The sequence below is a fragment of the Nonlabens sp. MB-3u-79 genome (assembly GCF_002831625.1).
Lineage (GTDB): Bacteria > Bacteroidota > Bacteroidia > Flavobacteriales > Flavobacteriaceae > Nonlabens.
The window spans coordinates 496,596-522,593 of sequence record NZ_CP025116.1; the positions used below are offsets into that span (position 1 = coordinate 496,596).

Sequence of the window (25,998 nt, forward strand, 5' to 3'; positions counted from 1 at the left end):
CCGATCTAAAGATCGGGCTTTTTGCTTTTTAAATCGATTTCATTTAATAACGTAAATTGATATTCTTATGATTATAGCTATAGACATAGGTAACACCTCCATCAAGATTGCTGTAATGGATCATTTCAATATATATATAACCAAACGATCCAACCTCAGCAGTTTTACTACCGACTTACAAGGCCTGCTAGACATCTATCCAGACGTTAATGAATTGGCACTATGTAATGTAGGAAAACTACCAAAAGAATTGGTACAATACCTCAAAGTGAAATTCCAAACCGTTTTTGAAGTGAACAGCGGTATTCAATTACCATTTAACAATCATTATCAAAGCTTAACGTTGGGTAACGACCGCATGGCCTTAGTCGCTGGAGCGCTTTGTTTATCAGAGAAGAATAAGCCTTTACTAGTCATAGACGCTGGTACCTGCGTGACTTACGACTTTGTAGACCAAGACAAAAATTACTATGGTGGTGCCATTTCTCCAGGATTAAAATTGCGTTATGAATCCCTCCATAATTTTACAGCAAACCTACCGTTATTAGAACCACAGCATGTAAAAGAAATAGTTGGAAACACAACTGAAACATCGATTCACAGTGGCGTGATGAACGGATTGAGTTTAGAAATAAAAGGAGTTATCAAGAGCTATAAAAAGTCTCATAAAGATTTAGAAGTATTTATCACCGGTGGTGATAGCGAGCTCTTGATAAAACAACTAAAAAACCGTTTCTTTGCCACGCCTTTTTTGATGCTACAAGGCATCTATAATTTGTATCTATTTAATAAAAACCTATGATCAGAAGTTTAGTAATCGCGGTAGTGATTTTAACCAGCATAAACGGCTTTGCTCAATCGCGCACTTCATCACCCTATTCCTTCTTTGGTTTAGGACAGCAAACCTTTAAAGGCACGATAGAAAATCGCAGTATGGGGAGCATGCGTACCTACGTAGATAGTGTCCATATCAATTTAAGAAATCCAGCAGCCTATGGCAACCTTAGGCTTACTACCTATTCTCTAGGAGCGGTTCATTCTAAAACATGGGCCTCTACAGAAACACAAAGTGATTCCTACGATGCAACAACCATTGAATATGTTAGTATAGGTATTCCTGTAGGTAAAAACGCTGGATTTGGTTTCGGTCTTGTACCCTTCAATTCTGTAGGTTACGAAATAGGAAGTGTTACTGACGCGTTGTATTCCCGATTTACAGGAGAAGGAAGTATCACAAGGGCTTATTTGGGCTTTGGATATAAATTAACTCCCGAATTAAGTTTGGGTGGAGAATTCAGGTACAACTTCGGGGAAGAAACCAATTCTTCCAGTGTTGCAATTAATACCGCTCAATTCGGTACTAATGAAGTTAATGAAACAGACTTCAGTGGCGCATCCTTTAATTTTGGATTGCATTATCAAAAAATGATAAGTGAAAAGCTAGAACTTCAAGCAAGTGCCGTATACAGTCCAGAAAGTGATTTGAATGCAAAAAACGAGCGTACCTTATCTACTTTCGCACTTACACCTAGCCTTGATGAGAATATTGTAAGTACTAGAGCTACCGAGTTTGGTGAACAAAACCTTAAACTACCTTCAGAATTAACTTTTGGAGTAACTATAGGTCAACCGCTTAAATGGAATATAGGTGCCGAGTACTCTATTCAAGGTAGTAGCGCCATCAGCTCAAGATCTTTTGCACCAGCAGGAACCACATTTAAGGATGCTGATTCTTATAGAGTTGGAGGGTTTTATGTTCCTAATTATAATAGTATTACTAATTATTGGGACCGCGTGGTCTATAGAGGTGGAATACGATATGAGGAACTTGGTTTAATAGTAAGTGGAGATGGAATAAATTCTTCAAGCATAAATGAGTTTGGCATATCTTTTGGTTTAGGATTACCTATCGGACGTAGATCTGGTTTTTCAAACGCAAACATCGGGTTTGAACTAGGACAAAGAGGTACTCAAGACGCTGGACTGATTAGAGAAAGATTTTTCAATTTCTCTCTTGGACTATCCCTAAACGACACTTGGTTTATAAAAAGAAAATATAATTAAAAACAATACAAAATATAATTATGAAACTTAAAAATCCCCTATTAATAGCCTTAACTGTTTTTAGTTTCGCTTTCGCGAAAGCACAAGAAGCAGGGGACTGCAACATCATGTTAAGCATCTTTGCAGACAATGCAAAATCAAAAAATTATAATGAAGCTTTCAAGCAATTAGGACCACTTGTTGAAAATTGTCCAAACGCCAGCCCAGCCATATACCAATATGGTGAGCAAATCTATGAACATAGATTGAGGAAAAATATAGGTGCCGAAAAAGATAATGTAGATGGCCTAATAAAAATGCTGAAGACTCAAGTTTCAAATTACCCAGATAAAGTAGATGTTACAAGAAAAAAGATTGAAATCGCAAGAACCATGCAAAAGTACAAAGTAGGTACTTCTGAAGAACAGTTTCAAATGCTTCACGATCTATTTACTAATGACAAAGGAAACTTTACTGATCCTAGTGGAATGATCGTTTATTTTAAGCTTGCCGAAATGCAGTTTGAAGAATCCAAACTAAGCCTTCAAACGCTCTTTAAAATCTATGACGAGTTAACTACCCAGATAGAATCTCTTCAGGATGAACGATCTAAAGTAGTAGCAGATTTGTTATCCAAACAAGAAACTAGTGCTCTTACTGAAAAAGAACAGAAAACTATAGGATACCAAGAGGCCAACCTCAAAAATTACGGCATTGTAATGGGTAGTGTAAATGGTACTCTAGGAGAACTCGCAGACTGTGATAAATTGATTCCTTTGTACGATGCAGATTTTGAAGCTAATAAGACTAGTAAAGAATGGTTGAGCAACGTATTAGTTAGGTTACAAAAGAAAGACTGTACAGACGCCCCTCTTTACATCAAATCTGTTAAAGCTTTACACGCGATTAATCCTAGTGCAAGAACTGCATACGGTTTAGGTAATATTGCTGTAAGTACTAAGGAGAAGTTTCAATATTGGGATCAAGCCGTAGAACTAGGTGTTGATAACGACGCTAAAGTAACTATCTACTATAAAAAAGGTAATATATATAGAAGTCAAGGTCAATATGCCAGCGCTAGAAGAGAATACCTTAATGCAGTAGCTTTAAGACCGTCTTTTGGTCAGCCTTACTTGAAAATCGCAGATATGATCGCAAATAGCACTGGAAGTTGTGGAGCAAATCCACTTGAAAAAAGAGCTGTTTATTGGGTCGCTGCTCGTTATGCTGAGAAAGCGGCAAGAGTAGATCCATCATTGAAAAATACGGCAAACAAATATGTTGCTAGCTACAATGGCGCAGCTCCAAGTAAAAAGGATATATTCTCTAGTGAATACAAGTCTGGTGATACCATCACGTTTAACTGCTGGGTCGGAGAGTCTGTAAGAATACCTAACTTTTAATGAGGTCACATTTTCACATATTAAAAATCACGATCACGGCATTAGCCGTGATCTGTTTTTTAGCATCATGTGATAATAATCTTAAGGAGATCCAAAAAATGGAAATAGCTTCTAATGAACCTGTAGGTGAAGTAGAAAACATGCTATTAAAACATACCGATAGCGGGAAATTAAAATTAACGCTTCAAGGAGAAAAAATGTTAGATTTTTCTAATGACGAGTTTCCCTACACGCAGTTTCCTGATGGAATAAAAGTAGAGGTCTACGAGTACCGGAATAATAAAACAGAAGTGACCACCATTACAGCAAACGCTGGTACTTTGTATGACAAAACCAATTTGGTCGATTTAAAAGGAAATGTAAAAATCATCACTAGTGATGGAAATACCTTTAGTGGAGAACAGCTGTACTGGGACCAGACCGCTAAGTGGATTTTTACTAACCAACCGCCCTTTGAGATTGTTTTAAAAGACCCAAAAACAAAAGAAGAAGTAGGTCGTATTACAGCAACGGTTCTGGACGCAAGTGAAGACCTTAAAATTTACCAAGCGAGAAATCCAGACGATACCTTTATATCAAAATCAAACCAATGAGCAAATTTTTCAAATATTTCGAGTATGCTTATTTAATTTTTGCAGCCATGTTTATCATTACAGGCTTTATAGAATTAAGTAAAAACGCCAATCAAGCCTATATGCTTTTTGGAATGGCAGCAGTAGCTGTATTTATGTTCTTCTTCAAACGCCGTTTTCGTCGTAGATTTGAGGAACGCAACAAATAATAATGCTCCTACATATTCTTATCATCGTTTTAATGCTGGTCTTGAGTGCTTTTTTCTCAGGAATGGAAATCGCTTATGTTTCTTCTAATAAGATTCATATAGAATTAGAAAAACGACAAAATGACCTTATAGGACGTGTGCTGCGCAACCTCACCGTACAGCCTTCTAAGTTTATTATTACCATGCTTATAGGTAATAGCATCTCGCTAGTAGTCTATGGATTTGCTATGGAGCGATTAATGAGTGGTTATCTAGTAGAATCATTTCCACAATATGCCGATGCGCTAAACAACCTGCTTACTCAAACGGTGTTCACCACCTTAATAATACTGCTTACCGCAGAGTTTTTACCAAAGGTGTTTTTCCAAATCTATGCCAATGAGTTATTGAAGTTTTTTGCTATTCCTGCCTATATCTTTTTCCTATTATTCTGGCCAGTTTCTTGGTTTTGTATACAGATATCAGATTTTATACTCAAAGCCTTTTTTAAATCAAATGGAGATGCCTTGCAATTAACCTTTTCTAAACTTGAACTGGGTAATTACATCACCGAGCAAATGGAAAGTGTCCAACTGCAAGAAGACCTGGATACAGAAATCCAGATCTTCCAGAACGCTCTCGATTTTGGAGGTCTGAAAGCCCGTGAAATCATGGTGCCTAGAACAGAAATGATATCGGTACATCAAAATACCGAAGTAAAAGAGCTGAATAAAAAGTTTGTTGCCACAGGTTTATCAAAAATTCTAATCCACGAAGACACTATAGATGATATTACTGGGTATGTGCACAGTTTTGACCTGTTCAAATCACCAGAAAATGTCCAGCAGGTAAAACGCAACGTGATCAATGTTCCAGAAACAATGCTCGCAAAAGATGTGTTAAGCCTACTTACCAAACGACATAAAAGCATTGCCATCGTATTAGATGAATATGGAGGTACGAGCGGTTTAATCACCGTAGAAGATATTATAGAAGAACTGTTTGGAGAAATTGAAGATGAACACGATTCTGACTTATTGATCGATCAACAAATCAGTGAAACTGAGTTTAAATTAAGTGCTCGTCTGGAAGTAGATCAAATTAACGAAAACTATAAACTAGACCTGCCAGAAAGCGATCAGTACGAGACTTTAGGAGGTCTTATAGTTAATGAAACAGCTGGGATTCCAGAAGAAGGAGATATTGTAGTCATCAACGGAAATACTTATAAAATACTAGAAAAATCAGATAATAAGATAGATTTAGTACATCTCACCTTAGGAGAGGCCGAGTAATCTCACTAGCATTTTAAACAGGCCATAAGCATGCTACCTTCCTATAAGTGAAATAAGTATCCCGCTTTCGCGAAAGCGGAAAAAACAGCGTTCTCCTAGCCTATTTTATTTAATCTTTAAAAACAAAGTTTTAAAGCAGGCTGAGACTTTAATTATTAGGCGGAAAACACTATTTTCGCCCTCATCAAAAATATTAAATAAACGACCATGGCGATATTAGGTAAAATTAGAAATCAAGGAGTTATTCTGATTTTAGTAATTGCACTAGCATTATTTGCATTTATTATTCAAGGTGTCCTTACCTCAGGTGGACAAAAACAATCTGACGCAGTAGGTTACGTAGGTGATGCAGAAATTGATCGAGAGAATTTTGCTAGAAAAGTAGAAAACGCTTCTCAACGTGGAGGTGCTAACGTATCTCAATTGCAAGCAGTAAATTCTGTATGGGATCAAGAAGTAAGAAACGCGGTACTAGATCAACAAATTACGGCTGCTGGAATCCAAGTTACGGATGAAAAAGTAGCCGAACTAGTAAAGGCAAATTACAAGAGCAATCCACAATTTCAAAATGCTGATGGCTCCTTCTCTGAAGCAGCTTTTAAAGCTGAAGTAGACCGAATCGATCCTTCTGTATGGAACGATTACGTTCTAGATATCGCTGCAAATGCAAGACAAGAACAATTTTTTAATTTATTAAAATCAGGTCTTATCGCTACAAATGCAGACGGCGAGATGGAATACAGAATGGAAAACGACAAGCGTTCTTTTACTTATGTTAATATTCCGTACAACACTATTGCCGACGACCTAGTAGAAATTACTAAGTCAGAAATTGATGCTTATGTAGACCAACACAAAGACCAGTTTAAAGTAGCAGCACAACGTGATATCGAGTTTGCCCTTTTTGAGGACAATGCATCTCCATCTGACAAGGAGGCTCTTAAATCTGACTTAAATAAGTTGCTTACTACACAAACACTACGTAATCTAAGCACTAATAAAGACTATACTATTCCTGCTATTACCGACGCGACTAATCTCGATGCTTACGTAGCTCAGAACAGTGACTTGCCTTATAACAATCGCTATACAATGACCGCTAACTTAACTGCGGCAGCAATGGCAATAGCCTCCCTAGAAAAAGGACAAACATTTGGCCCGTATGAAGATGGAGAATACATGAAATTATCACTTGTTGAAAACAAAAAGGTGATCAACGACAGTGTTCAAAACAGACGTATAATTATTGATTATGCTGGTGCTCAAAGAACCGCTTCTTCAGTAACTAGAAATAAAGAAGCTGCTAAGAAAACAGCAGACAGTATCTTTAACATCATAGGACAAAACAAAGAAAGCTTTGACTCTAAATTTGAATACTTTAAAGAGAATAAAGAAGTAGCAAACGGTCAAGACATCGGCTGGGTTATGTATTCTGGCAATGCAAGAAATTATTCCCCTGAATTTAACGAGTTCATATATGAAAATAGTAAAGGAACTGTCGGTCTTGTAGAAACGGTATTCGGTTATCAAATTGTAAGAATAGATGATGTTGCCGCTGCAAAAGACGCTATTAAACTAGCTACTGTTTCTAAAAAAATACTCGCTTCTAAACAAACTGGAAAAGATTTATATACCAAAACAGTGAAATTTCAGCAAGCGGCAAAATCAGGAGATTTTACTGCTCTTGCAAAAGAAAACGGAGTTACGGCAACACCAGTTAAAAACCTTAAGTCACTTGATGAAACTTTACCGACAATAGGTAAAAACAGAAGTATCGTTAAATGGGCATTTAATGAAGAGAGTTCTTTAGGCGATGTAGATCGTTTTGAAACTTCAAAAGGATATGTCATCGTAAAAATTACCAAAAAGACGAAAGCAGGAAACATGTCTAGTGAAGAAGCCAGTTTTAAAGTAACACCTATCTTAAGAAAAAAGAAGAAAGCGCAACTGATCCTAGATAAAATCAAGTCGACAAATCTTGCCGAGATTGCAAAAAACCAAGGACAAACCACTAAAACAGCTTCTACCGTAGACCGCAAGAATCCAACGATTCCTGGTATAGGTGAAGAGCCACTAGTAGTAGGAACAGCATTCGGCCTTGAACGAGGCGGCACCTCTAAGCCTATAACTGGTGTAGCTGGTGTTTTTGTTATTAAAGTAATCGCTATTGAATCTGCTCCAGATTTACAGAGTTATGCAGCAAATGCAAATACTATTGCAACCCAAGCTGCAAATCAATCCATTTCTCAACTTGTAGAAGCTTTGAAAAAGTCTGTAGAGATTGAAGATAATAGAGCTGTATTTTATTAAAAAAACATTCTATAACATTAAAAACGCCACTCTAAGAGTGGCGTTTTTAGTTTAGTAAAGTTTCTTAAGGTTATACGGCTACCTCATCCCATTCAAGAATCTCATCATATCCTTTATTCTTAAAATAATCACGAGCAGCAAGATCACCAGTTGCCATGATAAAATCACCACCCCAACCACCTAAAGATTTGATTGCACCTTTATAATCTATAAAGAGTTGGTTCTTTATAGGCTCTAAACCTATTAAACTAGAGATGATCTCTTCGTGCCTTTCTATGATGTAATTAAACTTAGAAAGGTCTTTAGAAGCGCTTATAAAACCTTGTGGCATGAGGCTTAATTCTTCTCGCAACTCATCGGTTAACAATTCTTGTTGGAACATAGCAATCGAATCTCTACTGTCTTGCTTGCGATTGAGGTACACAAAGAAAATTTGATCTTTAATAGTTGGATCAAAGTGGGCTTCTTCGACAATAGGTTTAGAATCGTTGTAATTATAAATCAGCGCACGATCTGCTGTCGCGCACGCCACATCGTAACCACTACCTCCAAAACACTTGAATTGCAATTGATATGGATCACATCCCAACCATTGCGATACTAAGGAAATCAGAGTAGAACTGGTTCCCATTCCTGAATGACGATCAAAATCCAAGGTCATCACTGCATCAAAACCTCGTAAAGAACCCTTAGAAGTAAGCTCCAAAGCAGTAGTTAAAACCTCCCTTAACTTAGATGTAATGGGATGAGAACAATGTATTGTATCTGAATACAAGTCGTTCACATAGGTGGCTAGCTCATACCATAAATCACCATCACTATTATAACTTTTCCAAGTGATCTCTTGATCATTTCTGTAAGAGATTTCTAAATACTGATTTAATTTTAAAGGCATAGCGAGTGCAGGAACGTTGTTCAAAACAGCGTATTCACCTGTTATTAAAAACTTACCGTGCGCTTTAAATTTCATTTTTTCTATCAAGATGACCTGCTTTAAATCTTTAACCGTTTATAAACTTCACCGTACTCTGTCGTTCTCTGTTCACCTGCAACTGAGTTACATCTGGACGCGAATAATGACCTACGGGATCAAAATTTTGGCGCTCCTCCAGCACCTTATTAAAGTCTAAAGTGGCGTAAATAAGTTCTTCTTTACCGACTTGAGGCGCAACGATCCATTCTCCATCAGGCCCAGCAATAGCGCTACCACCATTGGTAAGTACCGCTGGTGCATTTTTCAACAACTCCTCTAAATAAGGTGTTCCTTCTGGAAAATCTTCTTTAAACATCGTGCTAGAAACTGAAAGCACATAACAACGTCCTTCTCGCGCAATAAATCTAGTAATATCCTTGGTATTGTGATCACTACCCGGCCAGCAGGCTACGTGCAAATTAGTTCCTTGCGCATACATAGCTGCACGAGCTAAAGGCATCCAGTTTTCCCAACAATTGAGACCACTCACCGTAAAATCTTTGAGTTGATGTGTCACCAGACCGTTCCCATCACCAGGTGACCAAGTGAGTCGTTCGTCGTAAGTGGGTTGCAGTTTTCTATGCACACTCTGAATAACTCCTTTTTGGTCTATATAAACCATACTCGCATAAAGGCTGTGTCCACCGCGGTCTTCAGGTCTTTCTATGACACCGAGATAGATGGATATATGTTTCGCTTTCGCGAAAGCGCAAACAGCATCTAAATCTCCTTTTTCTATACAAACTGCATTCAGCGCATAATGCCTGTGCAATTCTTTTACTTCCTTTTTATTCCAAGACGCTCCATCCATAAGAGCGAGCCAAAACGGATACCCTGGCAACAATCCTTCTCCAAAGACAACCAACTCGGCTTGTTCTCTTACCGCCTCTTCCAGCGTAGACAATATCTTTTCCAGGGTAGCTTTTTTATCCAACCATACGGGAGAGATTTGGGCTAAGGCTACTTTAATAATTGAATTCATTAGTTAAAAATGGTTTGTAATCTTGATATGATAACAGGTAAATCGATTAATAAAATAGAAAACACTCCAGCGCCTATTATTATTTTAAGAATAAAATGTATCAATAAATACTCGCGCTTGCGTCTAGAAGACCAGATCAATGGCAAACATACTAGCAATGATCCTACGATTAATGTAAAGTAATACTGCATATACCCTATTTCAAAATAAGTAATTAAAGCAGCGATAGGAACAATCGTAAGGAAGGTAAGCAAAGTGTAAAACTGCTTGCTTTGTTTTTCTCCTAAGACAACGGGTATCGTTCTATAATTTTGGACCAGATCACCCCTTAAATTTTCTAAATCTTTGACCAATTCTCGCATCCCTAGAATCAAGAATAGAAATCCGCCGTGAACAAATATAACTGGATAGAAATTTTTATAGTACATAAAAAGCACAAAAAACGGAAGTACAGCAAGCAGTGCCGACATCAAATTACCTAAGAATAATACCCGCTTTAATTTATGAGAATAGAACCACATCGCAAAAATATAGGCTGCAAAAAATAGTCCTGCACGCCAGGATACCACACTTCCCAAAATAAAAGCGAGACCGTTCACTACAAAGTACACTGACCATAATGTAGAGCGTCGCACCCGGTTCTCCAACAAAGTTTTTTGTGGCCTGTTGATCAGGTCCTTTTCTCGATCGTAAAAATTATTAATAATATAGCCCCCGGCAATCGCGGCACTACTCGCAATGATGATCAACCATAGTTTATAATCTGATAAAATAGAAGAGACAGAAAGCTCTGGCGCCATGATAAAAATAGCTGCCAGAAACTGAGCAATAGCAACAATAATTACGTTGTACAAACGCACACTGGAAAAGAGACTTAATGACTTTATCAAAAGTGTCTTTAAACCTAGTCGCTTATTCAGTGGATGTGGTTGCTCTGCTTTCACGAAGCTAATTTAAGACATGAATCTTAAAAACGTCAACTATTAAGAAATGCTTGTGTTCTCGGTTCCCAACTATTCAAAATAGACCATGACATTATCAGCATAAATACAAGGCGTAAAAGCCGCTATGGTATAAGAAAAAACTTAAAAATTTGAAAAGCGATCTCCAATAAGGATTATTGGTTTAGTTTTTGATATTTTTGTCAGATGAAGAAGATTTTATTCGCACTATTGTTTTTAACGGGCACAGTTGTTTATGGTCAGTCCGCTTTCGCGAAAGCGGAACAATTATACAGAGCAGAAAAATACGACAAAGCACTGTTCTCGTTTTCTAAATTGTACGAGCAGGACAGTACAGACTTAAATGTTGTAGAACGTTTAGGAGACATAGCCGGTCATAAAAAAGACTTTGAAACGGCAATGAACTATTACAAGCTACTCTTAGAAATCAAACCAAAAGACGCCCACTACAACTTTAAATATGGTGGTGCCATGGGACTTTATGCTAAAGGTTGCTCCAAGTTAAAAGCACTAGGCATGCTGGACGATATCAAGATGTATCTTAAAAGAGCTGCCGGATTAGATCTCAATCATATAGAATCAAGACATGCGTTATCTCAATTATACTGCGAGTTACCAGGTATAGTAGGTGGCTCTATTAAGAAAAGCCGCTCTTATGCCGATGAACTTTTAAAATTATCTCCTGTAGATGGACATCTTGCTCATGGGTTTATCGATGAATATGAAGAAGATTATGGCAAAGCAATAGCTTCCTATAGTAAAGCGGTAGAAACCGGTGGCTCTTTAGTTACCTATAGAAAACTAGCCGCCGTTTATGAGGATAAATTAAAGAACTATGAAAAAGCCATAAAGGTCCTCAAACGCGCCCAACAACAACACCAAGACAAACAGCTTGTTCTAGATATCGCTACCTTAAAAACACGGCTGCAAATAAGCGAGTAACATCAATTTAGTTTTATAACTTACCAAAAACTCATTTTATGCGCGTACACTTTATCGCGATAGGCGGCAGCGCCATGCACAATCTTGCTCTTGCTTTACATCACAAAGGTGATCATGTAACAGGTAGCGACGATACTATCTTTGAACCAAGTAAATCCAGACTGGAAAAATACGGTTTGCTTCCAGAAGAATTTGGCTGGTTTACAGAGAAGATCTCTACAGATCTGGATGCCGTAATTTTAGGAATGCATGCAAAAGAGGATAATCCAGAATTAATAAAAGCTCAAGAATTAGGGCTTAAAATTTATTCTTATCCAGAATATCTCTACGAACAGTCTAAAAACAAAACACGTGTTGTTATAGGTGGTTCTCATGGTAAAACAACCATCACCTCCATGATTCTTCATGTCATGCATTATCATGAAAAAGAAGTAGATTACATGGTAGGCGCACAACTAGACGGTTTTGACACCATGGTACATCTTACTGATGAAAATGGATTTATAGTTTTAGAAGGTGATGAATACCTGTCCAGCCCAATAGATAGAAGACCTAAATTTCATTTGTACCAGCCTAATATCGCATTGATCTCTGGTATTGCTTGGGATCATATCAATGTTTTCCCTACTTGGGAAAATTACCTGAGCCAGTTTGAGCAGTTTGTTGAATTGATGAAAAACGGCAGTATTCTCGTTTATAATGAAGACGATGCAGCCGTTGCGGCACTAGCTGAAGCAGCAACAAAACCTACTAGAAAACATTCTTATACGGTTCCAGATCATCAAATCATCAATGGTACTACTTATCTGGATACTCCTGAAGGAGCTATGCCTATTGAAATTTTTGGTAAACACAACTTGAGCAATCTCGCTGGTGCTAAATGGATGTGTCAGCACATGGGCATTGATGAAGATGATTTTTATGAAGCTATTGCGACCTTTAAAGGAGCGTCCAAACGCCTTGAGAAAATAGCCGAAAATTCAGATGCGGTGATCTTTAAAGATTTTGCTCATTCTCCTAGTAAGGTTGCTGCTACAACAGCAGCAGTTGCCACACAATACGAAGGACGTAAAATTATCGCTTGCTTGGAATTGCACACCTACTCCAGCCTGAATCCAGAGTTTTTAGAACAGTATAAAAACGCCCTTGATCCAGCAACAGTTGCTGTGGTTTTTTACAGCCCAAACGCTGTAGCCATTAAAAAACTAGCTCCAATTTCTAAGGAGCAAATTCTCAAAGCTTTTGATCGTGATGACCTTATCGTTATGACAGATCCAACAGCCTTTAAAGAATGGCTTTTTCAACAACAACTAGAGCGCAGTGCTTTATTGCTGATGAGCAGTGGTAACTATGGCGGTCTTGATTTTGAAGAAGTAAAGAAATTAGTGAACTAATTCTAACCTAATATAGACAACAAAAAAAATGCGATCCATATGGATCGCATTTTTTATGATATCTATTATAGGATACTTACTTATTGATAAGCACCTTTTTAACTGTTCTTGAAGATCCTTGTTGTACTTGTAATAAGTACAATCCATTAGTCAAGTTTTGTACGTCTATAGTTTCATTTAATCTGGAGGCGTCTTGCACTTCTTTAGTAAATACCATACGACCATTAAGATCAAGAAGGTAAATAACAGCATTACCCGTATTCACGTTATTTGATCCAGCAGCGACAGTAAACAATCCATTTGATGGATTTGGATAAACAGCAAACTCTAAGTCCTCTATGATTTCATTACTTAGGACAGCCGGGGTTTCACAAAAAGTTATTTTCCAGTTATCCAAAGTTCCTAAATCTGCAGGACCACGATCACTTACAGTAAGTATCCAGTCACCGTTAATAGTTTCTCCTTCAAATAAAGACATATCACCTACTGGTGCAACAACACCCGTATACCCCGGTGCTCCTGCCGTTGTATTACAGGTAAAAGCTGTAGCGTCATTATCAAAAACCACATCTAGATTAGGAGTGGCACAACCATTAGGACTGGTTAAAGAAACTACAGTTCCTGCAGGTGAAGTCAATGTGATGTTCAGGTCACCAGAATACTCGTGAGTGCTCACCACTTGAACCGTTAACTTACCTATGGCAATATTGTTAGCTTCATTAACCGTTATTGTGCTTTGTATTCCAGTATTGTTGTTATCTGGTAAACTAATAGGAGCTCCTAAAGCAGCGTCAATTTCATTACATTGAAAGGTAGTAAAAGAGTATGCCGTATAAGTCCCAGTTCCACATTCATTGATAGGTTGTACTCTCCAGTAAAATAAAGATCCTGGATCCAATAATGATGGAGCTACTGTATAAAAAGAAGTGTTTACTACTTCATCTAGGAAAGGCCTGCCGAATGAATTGCTCCTTGCTAATTGAATTCTGTATTGCTGAGCATTTAATTCGTCATCCCAATCTAAACGAGGCGTATTGATAATTCGTACGGCTTGATCTGCAGGGAATGTAAGATTCACAGCATTGAAATTGGCGCTCATTATTCTTAAGGTAAGAACAATAGCACGCTGTTCAGAAGGTGAAACAGCATTTACCGTTATTTCATAAGTACCATCTGCAGCAGCAGATAAATTACTTAGATCGAGAGTTGTACTACCAGAACCTGTAAAGCTCGTATTAGATATCACTGCAGTTAAACCACTTGGCACATTTGCCAATGAAAGAGTCACCGCATCACTAAATCCAGAGTTAGCCAAGTATTCTAGAGGAAAAGAAACAGCTTGACTGTTACAAGCTTCTATTCTATTTTGTGTTGAGGTAATGGCAAAGTCATTATCCTCACCTGTTACAATTAAAGTGAATGCTTGTGATCCAGTTACTAAAGTCCCTTTATGGGTTACTGTGATTGTGTATACCCCTGAAGCATTAACAACATCGACTCTTTCAAAGTTATCTACCGTATTATCTCCTGTTCCGTTAGAAGTTACACTAGTCAGTTTCCAAGGATCGAATGACGTACCATTTTGAGTGATTCTAACATCTAAGTCATTTACTAAAGCCGGCGTGCCGTCATTAGCTCCGTTTGTATTTATTGCGCCTGGAAGATCTGTCCATGAAATAGAAGCCAGTAATGTAGAAACGTTATCAGACTCTACTGTAATGGAATAGGATTGGCCGTTGATCAACTCCTTTTCTACTATTCTTGAAGTTATTCTGTTTTCAGTAATTGTATTTGCAGCTGCCATAGTATTCATTAACCCCCATCCAAAAGCAGGATCTGGACCAACAACTCCTGCATCATCCGCCGTGTGAAGTGTAAGACCTTTTAGTGTTGCAGCTCTCATAAAAACACCATTTTTATCATTGTAATGTTGTTGTAATAAGAGCATGGATCCCGCTATATTTGGTGAAGCCATAGAAGTACCGCTTATAGTACCGTAACTAGTTATTGTAGCATCAAACGTACTTGTTAATTGTGTTCCATTTCCGGTAATATCTGGTTTTATTCTAAAATCATCTGATGGGCCTTGACTACTTCCTCCATTGATACTAACTGAGTTTAGTGATCCATCAGGATTGATTACTGCGTCCTGTGCATTTGCAACTGTCATGATATTCTTAGCTACTTTATCTCCAGTTAATTTATCATAGCCCGCTAGAGAGCCTAATGGAGAACTATTTGCTGTATTATTAGATCCATCGTTACCAGCAGAATATACAGGCAAATAATAAGGAGCGTTGTAAGCTATTTGGTCAACGGTTCTGGCATCCTGTAGATATTTACCTATAAGTTCTGGAACACTAGAATAGGAACTAGCAGGAATTCCATAAGAGTGATTAGATATAAGGGCACCGGTAGCGGCAAAGCCTGCCATTTCAGAAGAATCTGAATTCCAGTCATTGGTAACCACCTCTGCTTGTGGTGCCATACCCTTTGCATTTGCATTGATACCAGAGGCGGCTATAGTTCCACTAACATGAGTAGAATGAAAACTATTTCCATTTAGAGTAGTCTGTCCATCACCATGAGAAGCTCTTGTACCACCAGCAAATTCCTGATGATCAATTCTAGTCGGTCCTCCGTCCCAAACATATGCTGTCATACCCTGTCCTTCAACATTCAACCCCAAAATACCTATATTATGCAGGGTATTTGCTCTAGTACTTGTAGCAGCATCTGTGTTATCTAAAGTAAAGTAAAGTGGCATTCCTTCTTCTGTTACTCTCATCAATTGGTCAAATGAGCCATTCTGATTTTGAATAAACATAGGAATGTTATTTTGACGGGCAAAGTCCACCGCATATACTTGGTCTTTTAGTTCCTTGGCTTTCAAATCGACTATCAAGTTTTGTAATTCTTCTTGATTGTTTGCTTTTACGATTTGTGCTCTTTGTTCAGCCGTTTGAGCAGTCATAAATAGCATGCTGAAAAGCATTGCAACTAAAGTAATTTTCATCTTCATGTTAAAATTTTTAATAGGGTTGCTAAAATATGGAAACATTCTCTTTAATTCTCTGTAAAACCAAACTTTATTATTGTTCCCATGGAGATAATTTGATAAATCACAATTCTTTTTATGCTTATTTCACCTACTATAACAAGGCTATAAAAAATTCAAGACCTATCATTAATGATTACCTCTTAATAATTAGTTCATAAAAGACTCAATTAATTACAATTTCTAAAAAACTTTAACCAATTCAATTAATTACTTTTGCACTTTCCCACACAAAAGAACATACAACATGAGTAACATCACCGCAAAAAGTGCCTTAATTTCTGTATTCAGCAAAGAAGGTCTCGCTCCTATCGTTAAAAAAATGAACGCCCTAGGCATTACCATCTATTCTACAGGAGGAACTGAAAAGTTCATAAAAGACTTGGGGATTGACGTCGTTCCTGTTGAAGATGTCACTTCCTATCCATCGATTTTAGGAGGTCGTGTAAAAACATTACATCCTAAAGTTTTTGGAGGTATTTTAAACAGACGTGATCATAAAGGAGATGAAGCACAATTAGCAGAGTTTGACATTCCTCAAATAGATATCGTCATTGTAGATCTGTATCCTTTTGAAAAGACGGTTGCTAGTGATGCTGCAGAGCAGGATATCATAGAAAAAATAGACATAGGCGGAATTTCATTAATACGCGCTGGTGCAAAAAACTATAAGGATACTCTTTGTGTAGGGACCGTAAAAGATTATTCTAAATTATTAGAAGTCCTAGAGTCTGGTAACGGCACGACTTCTCTCGATCAACGCAAGGAATTTGCTGCTACTTGTTTTAATGTTTCTTCTCATTATGACAGCGCGATTTACAATTACTTTGCTGGTAATTCTGAAGGAAAAGCCCTTAAAATAAGTGAGCAACATGTGATGCCATTACGTTATGGTGAAAACCCTCATCAACGAGGATGGTTCTATGGAGACTTTGATGAAATGTTTATCAAACATCACGGGAAAGCACTATCGTACAACAATTTGCTCGATGTAGATGCTGCCGTTAATTTAATGAGTGAGTTTGTAAATGACGCTCCTACATTCGGTGTCTTCAAACACAACAATGCTTGCGGTGTGGCACAAAGAGCAACCATTCATCAAGCTTATGTGGATGCCCTTGCTGGTGATCCAGTTTCTGCTTTTGGCGGCGTTTTGATCTCTAATGTGGAAATTGATGCTGCGACGGCTCAAGAGATTCATAAATTATTCTGTGAAGTGGTGATTGCCCCGTCTTTTGCCAGCGATGCACTAGAAATTCTAAAAGGGAAAAAGAATAGAATTATGCTAGAGCTTGTTGAAGGTGCGCTTTCGCGAAAGCGAGATACCAACAAACTCGAAGTGCGTGCTTCTTTAAATGGATACTTAGTTCAAGACCCTAATCTAAAAACCGATCAGAAAGAAGACTTAAACACCGCGACTAAATTAGCTCCAACTGCAGGACAAATCGAAGATTTATTATTTGCTTCTAAGTTGTGTAAGCACACCAAATCTAACACGATTGTTCTCGCAAAAAACAAACAACTCTGTGCTAGTGGAACTGGTCAAACTTCACGTGTGGATGCTTTAAATCAGGCCATTCATAAAGCCCAATCTTTTAAGTTTGACTTAAAAGGAGCTGTTATGGCAAGTGATGCATTTTTCCCTTTCCCAGATTGTGTAGAAATCGCTGATAATGCAGGAGTTACAGCTATCATACAACCCGGCGGATCTATTAAAGATGAGCTTTCTATCGATTACTGTAATAAAAATAATATTGCGATGGTTTTCACGGGTACAAGGCATTTTAAACACTAGAATTGTGGTAACTTTACCATAGTCTAATTTTTAACGTTTTTCTACTGTTCATTTATGGGATTTTTCGACTTTCTTACAGAAGATATTGCTATCGACCTCGGTACGGCAAATACGCTCATTGTTCATAACGGCAAAGTCGTTGTAGACAGTCCATCTATCGTTGCGCGCGATAGAACAACTGGTAAAATTATTGCCGTAGGTAAAGAGGCAGCAATGATGCAAGGCAAAACCCATGAAAATATCAAAACCATCCGACCGTTGAAAGACGGTGTGATTGCAGATTTTGATGCGAGTGAAAAAATGATCTCTATGTTTATTAAAGAGATTCCAGCTTTGAAGAAAAAATGGTTTACTCCTTCTCTACGCATGGTTATTTGTATTCCCTCTGGAATTACTGAAGTGGAAATGCGAGCGGTAAAAGACAGTGCTGAAAGAGTAAACGGCAAAGAAGTTTATCTCATTCATGAACCGATGGCGGCTGCTATAGGAATAGGTGTGGACATCATGCAGCCTAAAGGAAATATGATTGTTGACATAGGTGGAGGAACAACTGAAATTGCAGTTATTGCTTTAGGAGGAATCGTTTGTGATAAATCAGTTAAAATTGCAGGTGATGTATTTACGAATGATATCGTTTACTACATGCGTACACAACACAACCTTTATGTAGGAGAACGCACTGCTGAGAAAATTAAAATCCAAATAGGTTCTGCAACAGAAGACCTAGAAGTACCACCAGAAGAAATGAGTGTACAGGGTCGTGACCTTTTAACTGGAAAACCTAAAGAAGTAAAAATAGGATACAGAGAAATAGCAAAAGCATTGGACAAATCTATTCTACGTGTAGAAGATGCGGTCATGGAAACCTTATCTCAAACACCACCAGAACTCGCTGCAGATATATATAATACAGGAATTTATCTTGCCGGTGGTGGTTCTATGCTACGCGGCCTTGATAAACGTCTGTCACAAAAAACAGACTTACCCGTTTATATTGCTGAAGATCCTTTAAGAGCTGTAGTGCGCGGTACAGGCCTCACTCTTAAAAATCTAGACAAATATAAAAGTGTACTGGCTAACAAGTACTAAGACCTTACTTTAAAACCTATTGACGTAACCCCATGCAACAAATAATCAATTTTCTGATCAAGTACAGAAACTTGTTGTTGTATCTGTTTTTAATGGTCGCTGCACTTAGTTTTACTATTCAAACGCATGACTACCATCTCAATTCGACCATACATTCCACAGGATATGTAACTGGAAACTTATTGAACACCAGAAACGGAATCTTTGATTACTTTGATCTCAAAAATCAAAATAATAAATTAAGTGAAGAAAATGCACTTTTAAGAATGCAACTTCTAGATATAAGCGATACGCTTCTAGGAAAAGAATCTACATTTATATTTTCAGATAGCATTCCTTACCGCATTTTCCCAGCGAGAGTTATTAAAAATGATTACTATAAATCAGATAATTACATTACCATAGACATAGGCACTGATCAAGGGATACGCTCGGATATGGGCGTGATATCTCCTAAAGGAATAGTAGGTGTTGTAGACAAAAGCAGTACCCAGTTTTCCAGAGTGATTTCCATCTTAAATTCTCAAGTTTCTTTGAATGCTCAAATAAAGGGAACTGCTACCATAGGCTCTTTAAAGTGGAACGGTAATGATCCTTACATGATGAGCCTAGAAGATGTGCCTAGACTTGCAAAAGTTTCTAAAGGCGACACCATCATAACTGGAAGACAATCCACCCTGTTCCCTGCTGATATTTTAATAGGAAGCATCAAAAACGCAGAGCTCATTGAAAACGGTTCTCGATATAAAATTGATGTAGAGTTATTTAATGACATGACTGATTTGGATTATATAAACGTCATTAAAAATAGAGATAGAGCCGCATTACAAGTCATAGATACCTTAGGAAACAATGAATAGAACTCTTTTAAATAATGTTCTCCGATTTATAGGCTTGCTTGGGCTACAAATATTCTTGTTTGATCGGATTAATTTTCTGGGCTATATAAATCCGATGATTTATATTCTTTTCATCATACTGTTTCCTGTCGAGAACAAAAGGTGGAGTTTTATGATACTCGCTTTTGCTCTAGGCATTGTTCTAGATACCTTTCAAGACACCGGTGGCGCACACGCTGCCGCTTCCTTAACTCTAGCCTTTACAAGGCCCATATGGCTACGACTGGTTTATGGAGAAAGTTATAAAATGAAAAACTTGAAGGTAATTAGAACACCAATGGACAGACTTGTATTATTAATGGTTCTATGCATTACTGTTCACCATTTAGTTTTCTTTAGCTTGGTCATTTTTAACACTTCGCAAATACTTTATACCTTAAAACTAACGTTGAGCATAGGACTGGCATCACTAATACTAAACAGTCTATTATTACTCCTTTTTAAACCTCGATTTAAAGCATGAAAAAATTACTGCTTTTATCCATTGTCACTTTAGTTGGTCTCACCTTCCTAGGAAGGATGGTGTACTTACAGGTAGTTCTATCTGACGAATTGCAACTGGAAGCAGAAAATAATGCCCTAAAAACAGTCTACGATTATCCAGAACGCGGTTTTATTTACGACCGTAACGGCAAGTTAATGGTCGCTAATCAAGTTGCTTATGACGTCATGGTCATTCCTAGAGAAACTGGAGATGTAGACATTAGCAAGCTCGCTAAATTGCTTAAAATTGACGAATCAAGACTAGAAAAAAAACTTGAGACAGCCAGAATATGGTCTACCAAGCAAGCTAGTGTGGTTGTTCCTCAACTCACTCAAGTAGAATATGCACCGCTTCAGGAACAGCTTAGAAAATTTCCAGGGTTTTATATTCAAAGACGATCCTTACGTAAATACATGGTTGATCACAGCGCCAGTGTTTTAGGATACATCAGAGAAGTAAATCAAACCAGCATTGAAAATGACGATTACTATGTTCAAGGTGACCTCGCTGGAAAAAGCGGTATTGAACTTCAATATGAAGAAGAGTTAAGAGGTGTAAAAGGCTATAAAAAATACACAAGAGATCATTTCGGTCGCGCTATAGAATCCTATAAAGGTGGCTCCAGTGACATGGCTCCTATCGCGGGCACAGACCTTACCGTAACTCTAGATAAAGAGTTGCAAGAATATGCTGAAAAGTTAATGATGAATAAGCGTGGTGGCATCGTTGCAATCCAACCTCAAACGGGTGAGATTTTAACTTTAGTAACTGCCCCTAATTATGACCCCAGTCTATTGATGGGACGCGATCGCTCCAAAAATATCAATGCTATTTTGAGGGATACCGTAAGGCTTCCAGATGTCAACAGAGTTCTACAAGGTCAGTATGCTCCTGGATCTCCTTTTAAAGTAATCAATGCACTAGTAGCACTTCAAGAAGGTGTTGTGACACCCCAAGAAAGCTTTAGATGCAATAATGGTTATAATTACGGCGGTAAAAAACCTCTAGGTTGCCACTCCCATGCAAGTCCGCTGGCAATGAATAGAGGTATTGCAGAAAGCTGCAACGCTTACTTTGCTCAAGTGTATAGGAGAATCATTGAAAATGAAAAGGACCCTGCAAAAGGAATGGATATCTGGCACGATCATGTAACTAGTTTTGGATTAGGTGATTTCTTAGGATATGATCTACCGGTTGGACAACCTGGAAGAATACCTGATGGAGATTATTACACTTCCCGTTATAAATACAAATGGTATGCTACTGCGACTATTTCTAATGCCATAGGTCAAGGAGAAATTGCCGTAACACCTATACAGTTAGCTAACATGACCGCTGCCATAGCTAACAGGGGTTATTTTTACCGACCACACATTATCAAAGAAATGAATGGTGTTCCCATTGTTAATCCCAAGTATACTGAAAAAAATTACACCACCATAGATGCTAAACATTTTCAACCTATTGTAGAAGGTATGAATGAGGTATATCATTCTGGAACGGCAAAATACGTTCAAATTCCAGGGATTGAAATCTGTGGTAAAACAGGAACTGTAGAGAATTTTGCCAAAGTAAATGGAGAACGTAAGCAACTCACCGACCATTCGGTATTTATTGCATTTGCTCCTAAAGACAATCCTAAAATAGCGGTAGCAGTATTTATTGAAAACGGTTACTGGGGTTCTAGATATGCCGCAAAAATGGCCAGTTTATTAATTGAAAAACACCTTAAAGGTGTTATTACAAGAACCGATCTTGAAGATTACTTGCTTACTCATAGCCTTGAATATGAATACGCAAAGAAATTAGGCAACAAACCATTTAAAGTGAATGAAGCCATAGATCAAGGTTTAATAACCTCAGAAAAGGAAAAAAAACTGAGACAACTTATGGACAGCCTGCAACCTAATATCCTAGACTAATATGGGAATAGGAGATAAACCCAAGTATGACATTGCCTCGATACTTATCTATGCTGCACTAGTTTTTATTGGATTGCTCAGTATTTATAGCGCTGCACCAGTTGTAGAGTATACTTCCATAACTGATATCAATGAAGTCTACGGTAAACAATTCCTATTCATAGGAGTTTGTGCCTTACTCATCATTGTCATACTTGCTATAGAGGTTAAGTTTTACGAACGATTTGCTGGACTTATTTATGTGGTTTCACTGGTTTCCCTTGCTGGACTCTACGTTTTTGGTAAAGAAGTAAATGGCGCCACATCGTGGTATCCCATGGGACCCTTTACCTTCCAACCTAGTGAATTTGCAAAATTTGCTACCGCTCTTGCCGTGGCCAAATTTTTAAGTCAACTCAATGTCTCCTTAAAAAATGTTAGGGATTTTATGATCGTTGCGGGAATCATTGCCTTACCTGCACTTCTTATCATACCTCAGCCAGACCCTGGAAGTGCATTGATTTACACCGCTTTTTTCTTTGCACTACAAAGAGAAGGATTATCACTTTGGTATTTGAGTTTAGGGCTTATCGCTTTGGTATTATTCTTAGGCGCCTTAGTCCTTGACATATGGTGGATCATAATAGCTATTGTGCTTATTATTACGGTTATCTATTTGCTTTCGCGAAAGCGGAAACACAAAAAACGCCTTGACAAGCCTCGGGTATATCTGTTTGTAATAGCTGTGGTAATTTGTATCGCTTATACCTTTTCTGCCAGCTATATCTTTAATAATCTTCTAGAAGAAAGACATAGAAACCGAATCAATATTGTCTTGGGTAGAGTGCAGGACGACGCAGGAATAGGCTACAACATCAACCAAAGCATGATTGCTATAGGTAATGGCGGTTGGGCAGGAAAACCTCTGGAAGAAGCCACACAAACTAGAGGTGGCTACGTGCCAGAACAACATACAGATTTCATTTTTAGCGCTATAGGTGAAGTCTCTGGACTTTTAGGAACCAGTATTACCATCATACTTTTCATGCTCTTAATCTATCGAGTCATCATCATGGCCGAGAGACAGCGCAATTTATTTGCGAGAGTTTATGGATATGGAGTCGGCGGAATATTTTTTCTTCACTTTTTTGTGAATATAGGAATGGTCATAGGACTCTTGCCTACGGTAGGAATACCCTTGCCCTTTATGAGTTACGGTGGTAGCGGACTCATGGGCTTTACCATTTTATTATTTATCTTTATTAAACTCGATGCGCATAGAATGAGTTATGATCATTGATCATCTATAATTCGATCCTATTGAAATACTTTGAAACACTTCTTCATTGTCATCCTATTGACCTTAATCACCCAAATGGGTGGACTGGTATGGATAGTAGTTTTTGGGTGTTTTAAGTATACGAAGTCTATGTCACCTATTTTAGTCATCACCCTGCTCGAACCTCTTTTGCCGCATCTGGGCTTGCAAAAGGTACTCAGATCGAAATAGAAGTAGTTGCTGTCAAACAAAATTAATACAGAGTTCGTACTATTGTAATTCTAATATTTGCCTATGTTTTTCCTTCCTAAAAACCTTGATAATTACATCGTCGCTCATTCTGAAGACGAACCACAAATCCTACAAGATCTTGCCAGAGAGACGCATCAGAAGGTGTTACAACCTATCATGTTGTCCGGACCATACCAAGGAAGGGTGCTGAGCATGATCTCCCATTTGAAGGCTCCTCTACGTGTTCTAGAAATAGGAACTTTTACAGGCTATTCAGCACTATGCATTGCAGAAGGGATGCCCGCAAATAGCGAACTGATAACTATTGATATCAATGAAGAGTTGGAAGATTTTGCGGCTGGATATTTTGCACGCTTTCGCGAAAGCGGAAACAATAACATTAGCATTACTCAAAAAATAGGTGATGCGACTCAACTACTTCCAGAGCTCGAAGGAACTTTTGACCTTGTTTTTATAGATGCTGATAAGCCCAATTACGTGAACTATTTTCATCTTATAATGGACAAAGTACAGGCGGGGAGTCTGATCATTTCTGACAATGTATTATGGCATGGTAAAGTGGTGGAAGATCTGAATGAAAAGGACAAATCAACACCTGTACTACTGGAATACAATAAGCTATTAAAAGAAGATCCCCGGTTACAAACTGTACTCTTATCCGTTCGTGATGGACTTACTTTAAGCCGAGTGTTGTAGCCTTTTTTCTATTTTAAAAAACAGCATAAAACCTACCAGCAATCCCACAAGAACATCTCCCGGATAATGGTTTGTTCTTAGGCCGCACTATTTACAACAAGATTGGTTAGGGATAAAGTGACAAAACAAGCAGCGACAACGTCAACAAAGCAATGTAATTCACTTGTTTTTAAAATTTTATAAAGAGAAAAGAAGAATAGCTATAGCAGCAACTAATTCTCTATAGGGGTTACAAAAGCCAAAAGAATTGAAACTTCCCAATCCACAAACCAATGACCCATCTTAAAATATCTTGATCAATATCTATAAAAGATTCTAAAGTTTAGAACTTGCGCTTAATAGACCCAGACTCTTCTATCTGATCTTTCACTTCTTCTATTTTTTTGGTAATTTCTTTGACGTCTGTATTAAATCCGTGCTCGTCTGCGCTTTTAGAAATTTCATTTTTGATATCATCAGTTGCGTTTCGCACTGTTTTCATCGCTTTACCTAAACCACGAGCAATTTCCGGCAACTTATCTGAGCCAAAGACTAATATCACTACTAAGCCTACTATCATAAGCTCTGGTGTACTGATAAATAAAGGTATCATTTTCATAGTGCAAATATACGATAGGACAATTTTTAATTAGAGTTTGGACCTATAGATAATTAAAAAATTCAAATATAGTGGCACTAGTACCAGATTCCGTTTTTGTTATTTCTCGTGAACTGGGAAATTGATCTTCTTGCAATGTATAGCTACAGGAAGATGAACGATCTAATACAAAAACACCAGAGATAGCTGTGTAATCCATCCTACTGCTGGGTAAATATCTTGTGTAAGGAACAAATTCAGGAAAGATAATAAGACGCAATACATCATTCATATCCCTAAATGGGTTGTTATTAAACTCATAGGTAAACTCACTGTACCCGATAATAGTAAATCCATTTGTATCTATACGATTGATACGGTCCACATTAAAGTTTGCGGTATATTGAAAACGCAAATCTTCTGTTTGCGAAGTAATACCTGATCCATTTGTCATCCTAGTGACTACCCTATTAATCCTGTTTTGAGTATCGGTATAAAGCTGTTTCTGTACCAGTTCACCATTTGAACCTGTGTAATCTAGGAACACGGAATCGTCGGTATAGGTGAAATTATATAGGATGGTACTTCCAGCTACTTTAGTGGCTGTTACCAATCTATTATTAGCTGTATAATCAAAATCATAAACTACATTTGTTGCGCCAGTAAAGGACACTTGACTGACCAATTGTTCTTCATTATAGACAATACTTATATTTTCTGTAATGTTAGTCATTACATCTTGGGCTATTTGAATGCTACTCAATCTGGTTAGATCAGGCATAGGTATGACTTCTTCATCAGTTTCATTGTTTTGTTGATCCAGAGAAGGGTCATCACAAGAAATGAAAAAAATAGAAAGAAAACATAAAAAAGGGATGTACTTCATGCCGTAAAGATATTTATT

At 37.8% G+C, this 25,998-nt stretch carries 22 protein-coding genes; 16 read left to right on the plus strand and 6 right to left on the minus strand.

The window, feature by feature from the left end; genetic code table 11:
* Positions 1-67 precede the first annotated feature (67 nt).
* The 7 genes from CW736_RS02240 (at position 68) to CW736_RS02270 (ending at position 7,811) form a co-directional block, all read left to right on the plus strand.
* Entirely contained in the window at positions 68-802 is a 735-nt protein-coding gene (locus tag CW736_RS02240; RefSeq protein WP_101012360.1) for a type III pantothenate kinase, read from the plus strand.
* Positions 799-2,064: a hypothetical protein gene (locus CW736_RS02245; protein ID WP_232735396.1), complete on the plus strand. Its 1,266-nt coding sequence runs from the start codon at positions 799-801 to the stop codon at positions 2,062-2,064. The genes CW736_RS02240 and CW736_RS02245 overlap by 4 nt, the downstream gene beginning before the upstream one ends.
* A 20-nt stretch (positions 2,065-2,084) precedes the next feature.
* A complete protein-coding gene (locus CW736_RS02250) occupies positions 2,085-3,446 on the plus strand; it encodes a tetratricopeptide repeat protein (protein ID WP_101012361.1) in 1,362 nt (453 codons plus the stop codon).
* Positions 3,446-4,039 (plus strand): LPS export ABC transporter periplasmic protein LptC, encoded by a 594-nt coding sequence (gene lptC / locus CW736_RS02255; RefSeq protein ID WP_101012362.1) that lies wholly within the window; start codon positions 3,446-3,448, stop codon positions 4,037-4,039. The genes CW736_RS02250 and lptC overlap by 1 nt, the downstream gene beginning before the upstream one ends.
* Positions 4,036-4,227: a hypothetical protein gene (locus CW736_RS02260; protein WP_101012363.1), complete on the plus strand. Its 192-nt coding sequence runs from the start codon at positions 4,036-4,038 to the stop codon at positions 4,225-4,227. Before lptC ends, CW736_RS02260 begins: the two co-directional genes overlap by 4 nt.
* Positions 4,228-4,229: 2 nt before the next feature.
* Positions 4,230-5,501, plus strand: coding sequence for a hemolysin family protein (locus tag CW736_RS02265; RefSeq protein ID WP_101012364.1), 1,272 nt, complete (start codon positions 4,230-4,232; stop codon positions 5,499-5,501).
* A gap of 207 nt (positions 5,502-5,708) precedes the next feature.
* Positions 5,709-7,811, plus strand: coding sequence for a peptidylprolyl isomerase (locus CW736_RS02270; protein ID WP_101012365.1), 2,103 nt, complete (start codon positions 5,709-5,711; stop codon positions 7,809-7,811).
* Positions 7,812-7,881: 70 nt separating this feature from the next.
* Here CW736_RS02270 and CW736_RS02275 read toward each other — a convergent pair whose 3' ends face one another.
* From CW736_RS02275 to CW736_RS02285, 3 genes are read right to left on the minus strand one after another with little or no spacing between them, the layout of a single operon-like run.
* Positions 7,882-8,781, minus strand: coding sequence for a GYDIA family GHMP kinase (locus tag CW736_RS02275; RefSeq protein ID WP_101012366.1), 900 nt, complete (start codon positions 8,779-8,781; stop codon positions 7,882-7,884).
* A gap of 31 nt (positions 8,782-8,812) precedes the next feature.
* The gene (locus CW736_RS02280; RefSeq protein ID WP_101012367.1) at positions 8,813-9,766 is read right to left on the minus strand and encodes a carbon-nitrogen hydrolase family protein; all 954 of its coding nucleotides are present in this window, start codon (positions 9,764-9,766) and stop codon (positions 8,813-8,815) included.
* Complete coding sequence (locus CW736_RS02285; protein WP_232735397.1) at positions 9,766-10,710, minus strand: geranylgeranylglycerol-phosphate geranylgeranyltransferase; 945 nt, start codon at positions 10,708-10,710, stop codon at positions 9,766-9,768. Before CW736_RS02285 ends, CW736_RS02280 begins: the two co-directional genes overlap by 1 nt.
* Positions 10,711-10,914: 204 nt before the next feature.
* On the opposite strand from CW736_RS02285, the gene CW736_RS02290 reads away from it, so the two are divergent.
* A complete protein-coding gene (locus CW736_RS02290; protein WP_101012368.1) occupies positions 10,915-11,670 on the plus strand; it encodes a tetratricopeptide repeat protein in 756 nt (251 codons plus the stop codon).
* Between the two features lie 38 nt (positions 11,671-11,708).
* The gene (locus CW736_RS02295) at positions 11,709-13,064 is read left to right on the plus strand and encodes a UDP-N-acetylmuramate--L-alanine ligase (protein ID WP_101012369.1); all 1,356 of its coding nucleotides are present in this window, start codon (positions 11,709-11,711) and stop codon (positions 13,062-13,064) included.
* A 76-nt stretch (positions 13,065-13,140) separates the two neighbouring features.
* On the opposite strand, the gene CW736_RS02300 is transcribed toward CW736_RS02295, so the two are convergent.
* Positions 13,141-16,086: a S8 family serine peptidase gene (locus tag CW736_RS02300; protein ID WP_157810866.1), complete on the minus strand. Its 2,946-nt coding sequence runs from the start codon at positions 16,084-16,086 to the stop codon at positions 13,141-13,143.
* A 283-nt stretch (positions 16,087-16,369) separates the two neighbouring features.
* Between CW736_RS02300 and purH the strand changes: the two genes are divergently transcribed.
* The 7 genes from purH (at position 16,370) to CW736_RS02340 (ending at position 24,517) form a co-directional block, all read left to right on the plus strand.
* The gene (gene purH, locus CW736_RS02305; RefSeq protein ID WP_101012371.1) at positions 16,370-17,917 is read left to right on the plus strand and encodes a bifunctional phosphoribosylaminoimidazolecarboxamide formyltransferase/IMP cyclohydrolase; all 1,548 of its coding nucleotides are present in this window, start codon (positions 16,370-16,372) and stop codon (positions 17,915-17,917) included.
* Positions 17,918-17,971: 54 nt separating this feature from the next.
* A complete protein-coding gene (locus CW736_RS02310) occupies positions 17,972-19,006 on the plus strand; it encodes a rod shape-determining protein (RefSeq protein ID WP_101012372.1) in 1,035 nt (344 codons plus the stop codon).
* 32 nt (positions 19,007-19,038) lie between these two features.
* Positions 19,039-19,866 (plus strand): rod shape-determining protein MreC, encoded by an 828-nt coding sequence (gene mreC, locus CW736_RS02315; protein WP_101012373.1) that lies wholly within the window; start codon positions 19,039-19,041, stop codon positions 19,864-19,866.
* 94 nt (positions 19,867-19,960) lie between these two features.
* Positions 19,961-20,368, plus strand: coding sequence for a hypothetical protein (locus CW736_RS02320; protein WP_232735398.1), 408 nt, complete (start codon positions 19,961-19,963; stop codon positions 20,366-20,368).
* Positions 20,365-22,311, plus strand: a complete 1,947-nt coding sequence (gene mrdA / locus CW736_RS02325; protein ID WP_101012374.1) for a penicillin-binding protein 2 — start codon at positions 20,365-20,367, stop codon at positions 22,309-22,311. The genes CW736_RS02320 and mrdA overlap by 4 nt, the downstream gene beginning before the upstream one ends.
* 1 nt (position 22,312) lies before the next feature.
* Positions 22,313-23,590 carry a rod shape-determining protein RodA gene (gene rodA / locus CW736_RS02330; RefSeq protein WP_101012375.1) on the plus strand — a complete coding sequence of 426 codons (1,278 nt, stop codon included), beginning with the start codon at positions 22,313-22,315 and terminating at the stop codon, positions 23,588-23,590.
* A 273-nt stretch (positions 23,591-23,863) separates the two neighbouring features.
* Entirely contained in the window at positions 23,864-24,517 is a 654-nt protein-coding gene (locus CW736_RS02340; protein ID WP_101012377.1) for an O-methyltransferase, read from the plus strand.
* A 322-nt stretch (positions 24,518-24,839) separates the two neighbouring features.
* On the opposite strand, the gene CW736_RS02345 is transcribed toward CW736_RS02340, so the two are convergent.
* Both CW736_RS02345 and CW736_RS02350 read right to left on the minus strand, forming a co-directional pair.
* On the minus strand, positions 24,840-25,109 hold the full coding sequence (locus CW736_RS02345) for a twin-arginine translocase TatA/TatE family subunit (RefSeq protein WP_101015000.1): 270 nt from the start codon (positions 25,107-25,109) through the stop codon (positions 24,840-24,842).
* A 49-nt stretch (positions 25,110-25,158) separates the two neighbouring features.
* Entirely contained in the window at positions 25,159-25,980 is an 822-nt protein-coding gene (locus CW736_RS02350) for a hypothetical protein (RefSeq protein ID WP_101012378.1), read from the minus strand.
* Between the last annotated feature and the right edge of the window lie 18 nt (positions 25,981-25,998).

Excerpts from the sequence above, each read along its gene's own strand:
- CW736_RS02240 (WP_101012360.1), top strand. The coding sequence starts at position 68 with ATGATTATAGCTATAGACATAGGTAACACCTCCATCAAGATTGCTGTA.
- CW736_RS02245 (WP_232735396.1), top strand. The coding sequence starts at position 799 with ATGATCAGAAGTTTAGTAATCGCGGTAGTGATTTTAACCAGCATAAAC.
- CW736_RS02250 (WP_101012361.1), top strand. The coding sequence starts at position 2,085 with ATGAAACTTAAAAATCCCCTATTAATAGCCTTAACTGTTTTTAGTTTC.
- lptC (WP_101012362.1), top strand. The coding sequence starts at position 3,446 with ATGAGGTCACATTTTCACATATTAAAAATCACGATCACGGCATTAGCC.
- CW736_RS02260 (WP_101012363.1), top strand. The coding sequence starts at position 4,036 with ATGAGCAAATTTTTCAAATATTTCGAGTATGCTTATTTAATTTTTGCA.
- CW736_RS02265 (WP_101012364.1), top strand. The coding sequence starts at position 4,230 with ATGCTCCTACATATTCTTATCATCGTTTTAATGCTGGTCTTGAGTGCT.
- CW736_RS02270 (WP_101012365.1), top strand. The coding sequence starts at position 5,709 with ATGGCGATATTAGGTAAAATTAGAAATCAAGGAGTTATTCTGATTTTA.
- CW736_RS02275 (WP_101012366.1), bottom strand. The coding sequence starts at position 8,781 with ATGAAATTTAAAGCGCACGGTAAGTTTTTAATAACAGGTGAATACGCT.
- CW736_RS02280 (WP_101012367.1), bottom strand. The coding sequence starts at position 9,766 with ATGAATTCAATTATTAAAGTAGCCTTAGCCCAAATCTCTCCCGTATGG.
- CW736_RS02290 (WP_101012368.1), top strand. The coding sequence starts at position 10,915 with ATGAAGAAGATTTTATTCGCACTATTGTTTTTAACGGGCACAGTTGTT.
- CW736_RS02295 (WP_101012369.1), top strand. The coding sequence starts at position 11,709 with ATGCGCGTACACTTTATCGCGATAGGCGGCAGCGCCATGCACAATCTT.
- CW736_RS02300 (WP_157810866.1), bottom strand. The coding sequence starts at position 16,086 with ATGAAGATGAAAATTACTTTAGTTGCAATGCTTTTCAGCATGCTATTT.
- purH (WP_101012371.1), top strand. The coding sequence starts at position 16,370 with ATGAGTAACATCACCGCAAAAAGTGCCTTAATTTCTGTATTCAGCAAA.
- CW736_RS02310 (WP_101012372.1), top strand. The coding sequence starts at position 17,972 with ATGGGATTTTTCGACTTTCTTACAGAAGATATTGCTATCGACCTCGGT.
- mreC (WP_101012373.1), top strand. The coding sequence starts at position 19,039 with ATGCAACAAATAATCAATTTTCTGATCAAGTACAGAAACTTGTTGTTG.
- CW736_RS02320 (WP_232735398.1), top strand. The coding sequence starts at position 19,961 with ATGATTTATATTCTTTTCATCATACTGTTTCCTGTCGAGAACAAAAGG.
- mrdA (WP_101012374.1), top strand. The coding sequence starts at position 20,365 with ATGAAAAAATTACTGCTTTTATCCATTGTCACTTTAGTTGGTCTCACC.
- rodA (WP_101012375.1), top strand. The coding sequence starts at position 22,313 with ATGGGAATAGGAGATAAACCCAAGTATGACATTGCCTCGATACTTATC.
- CW736_RS02340 (WP_101012377.1), top strand. The coding sequence starts at position 23,864 with ATGTTTTTCCTTCCTAAAAACCTTGATAATTACATCGTCGCTCATTCT.
- CW736_RS02345 (WP_101015000.1), bottom strand. The coding sequence starts at position 25,109 with ATGATACCTTTATTTATCAGTACACCAGAGCTTATGATAGTAGGCTTA.
- CW736_RS02350 (WP_101012378.1), bottom strand. The coding sequence starts at position 25,980 with ATGAAGTACATCCCTTTTTTATGTTTTCTTTCTATTTTTTTCATTTCT.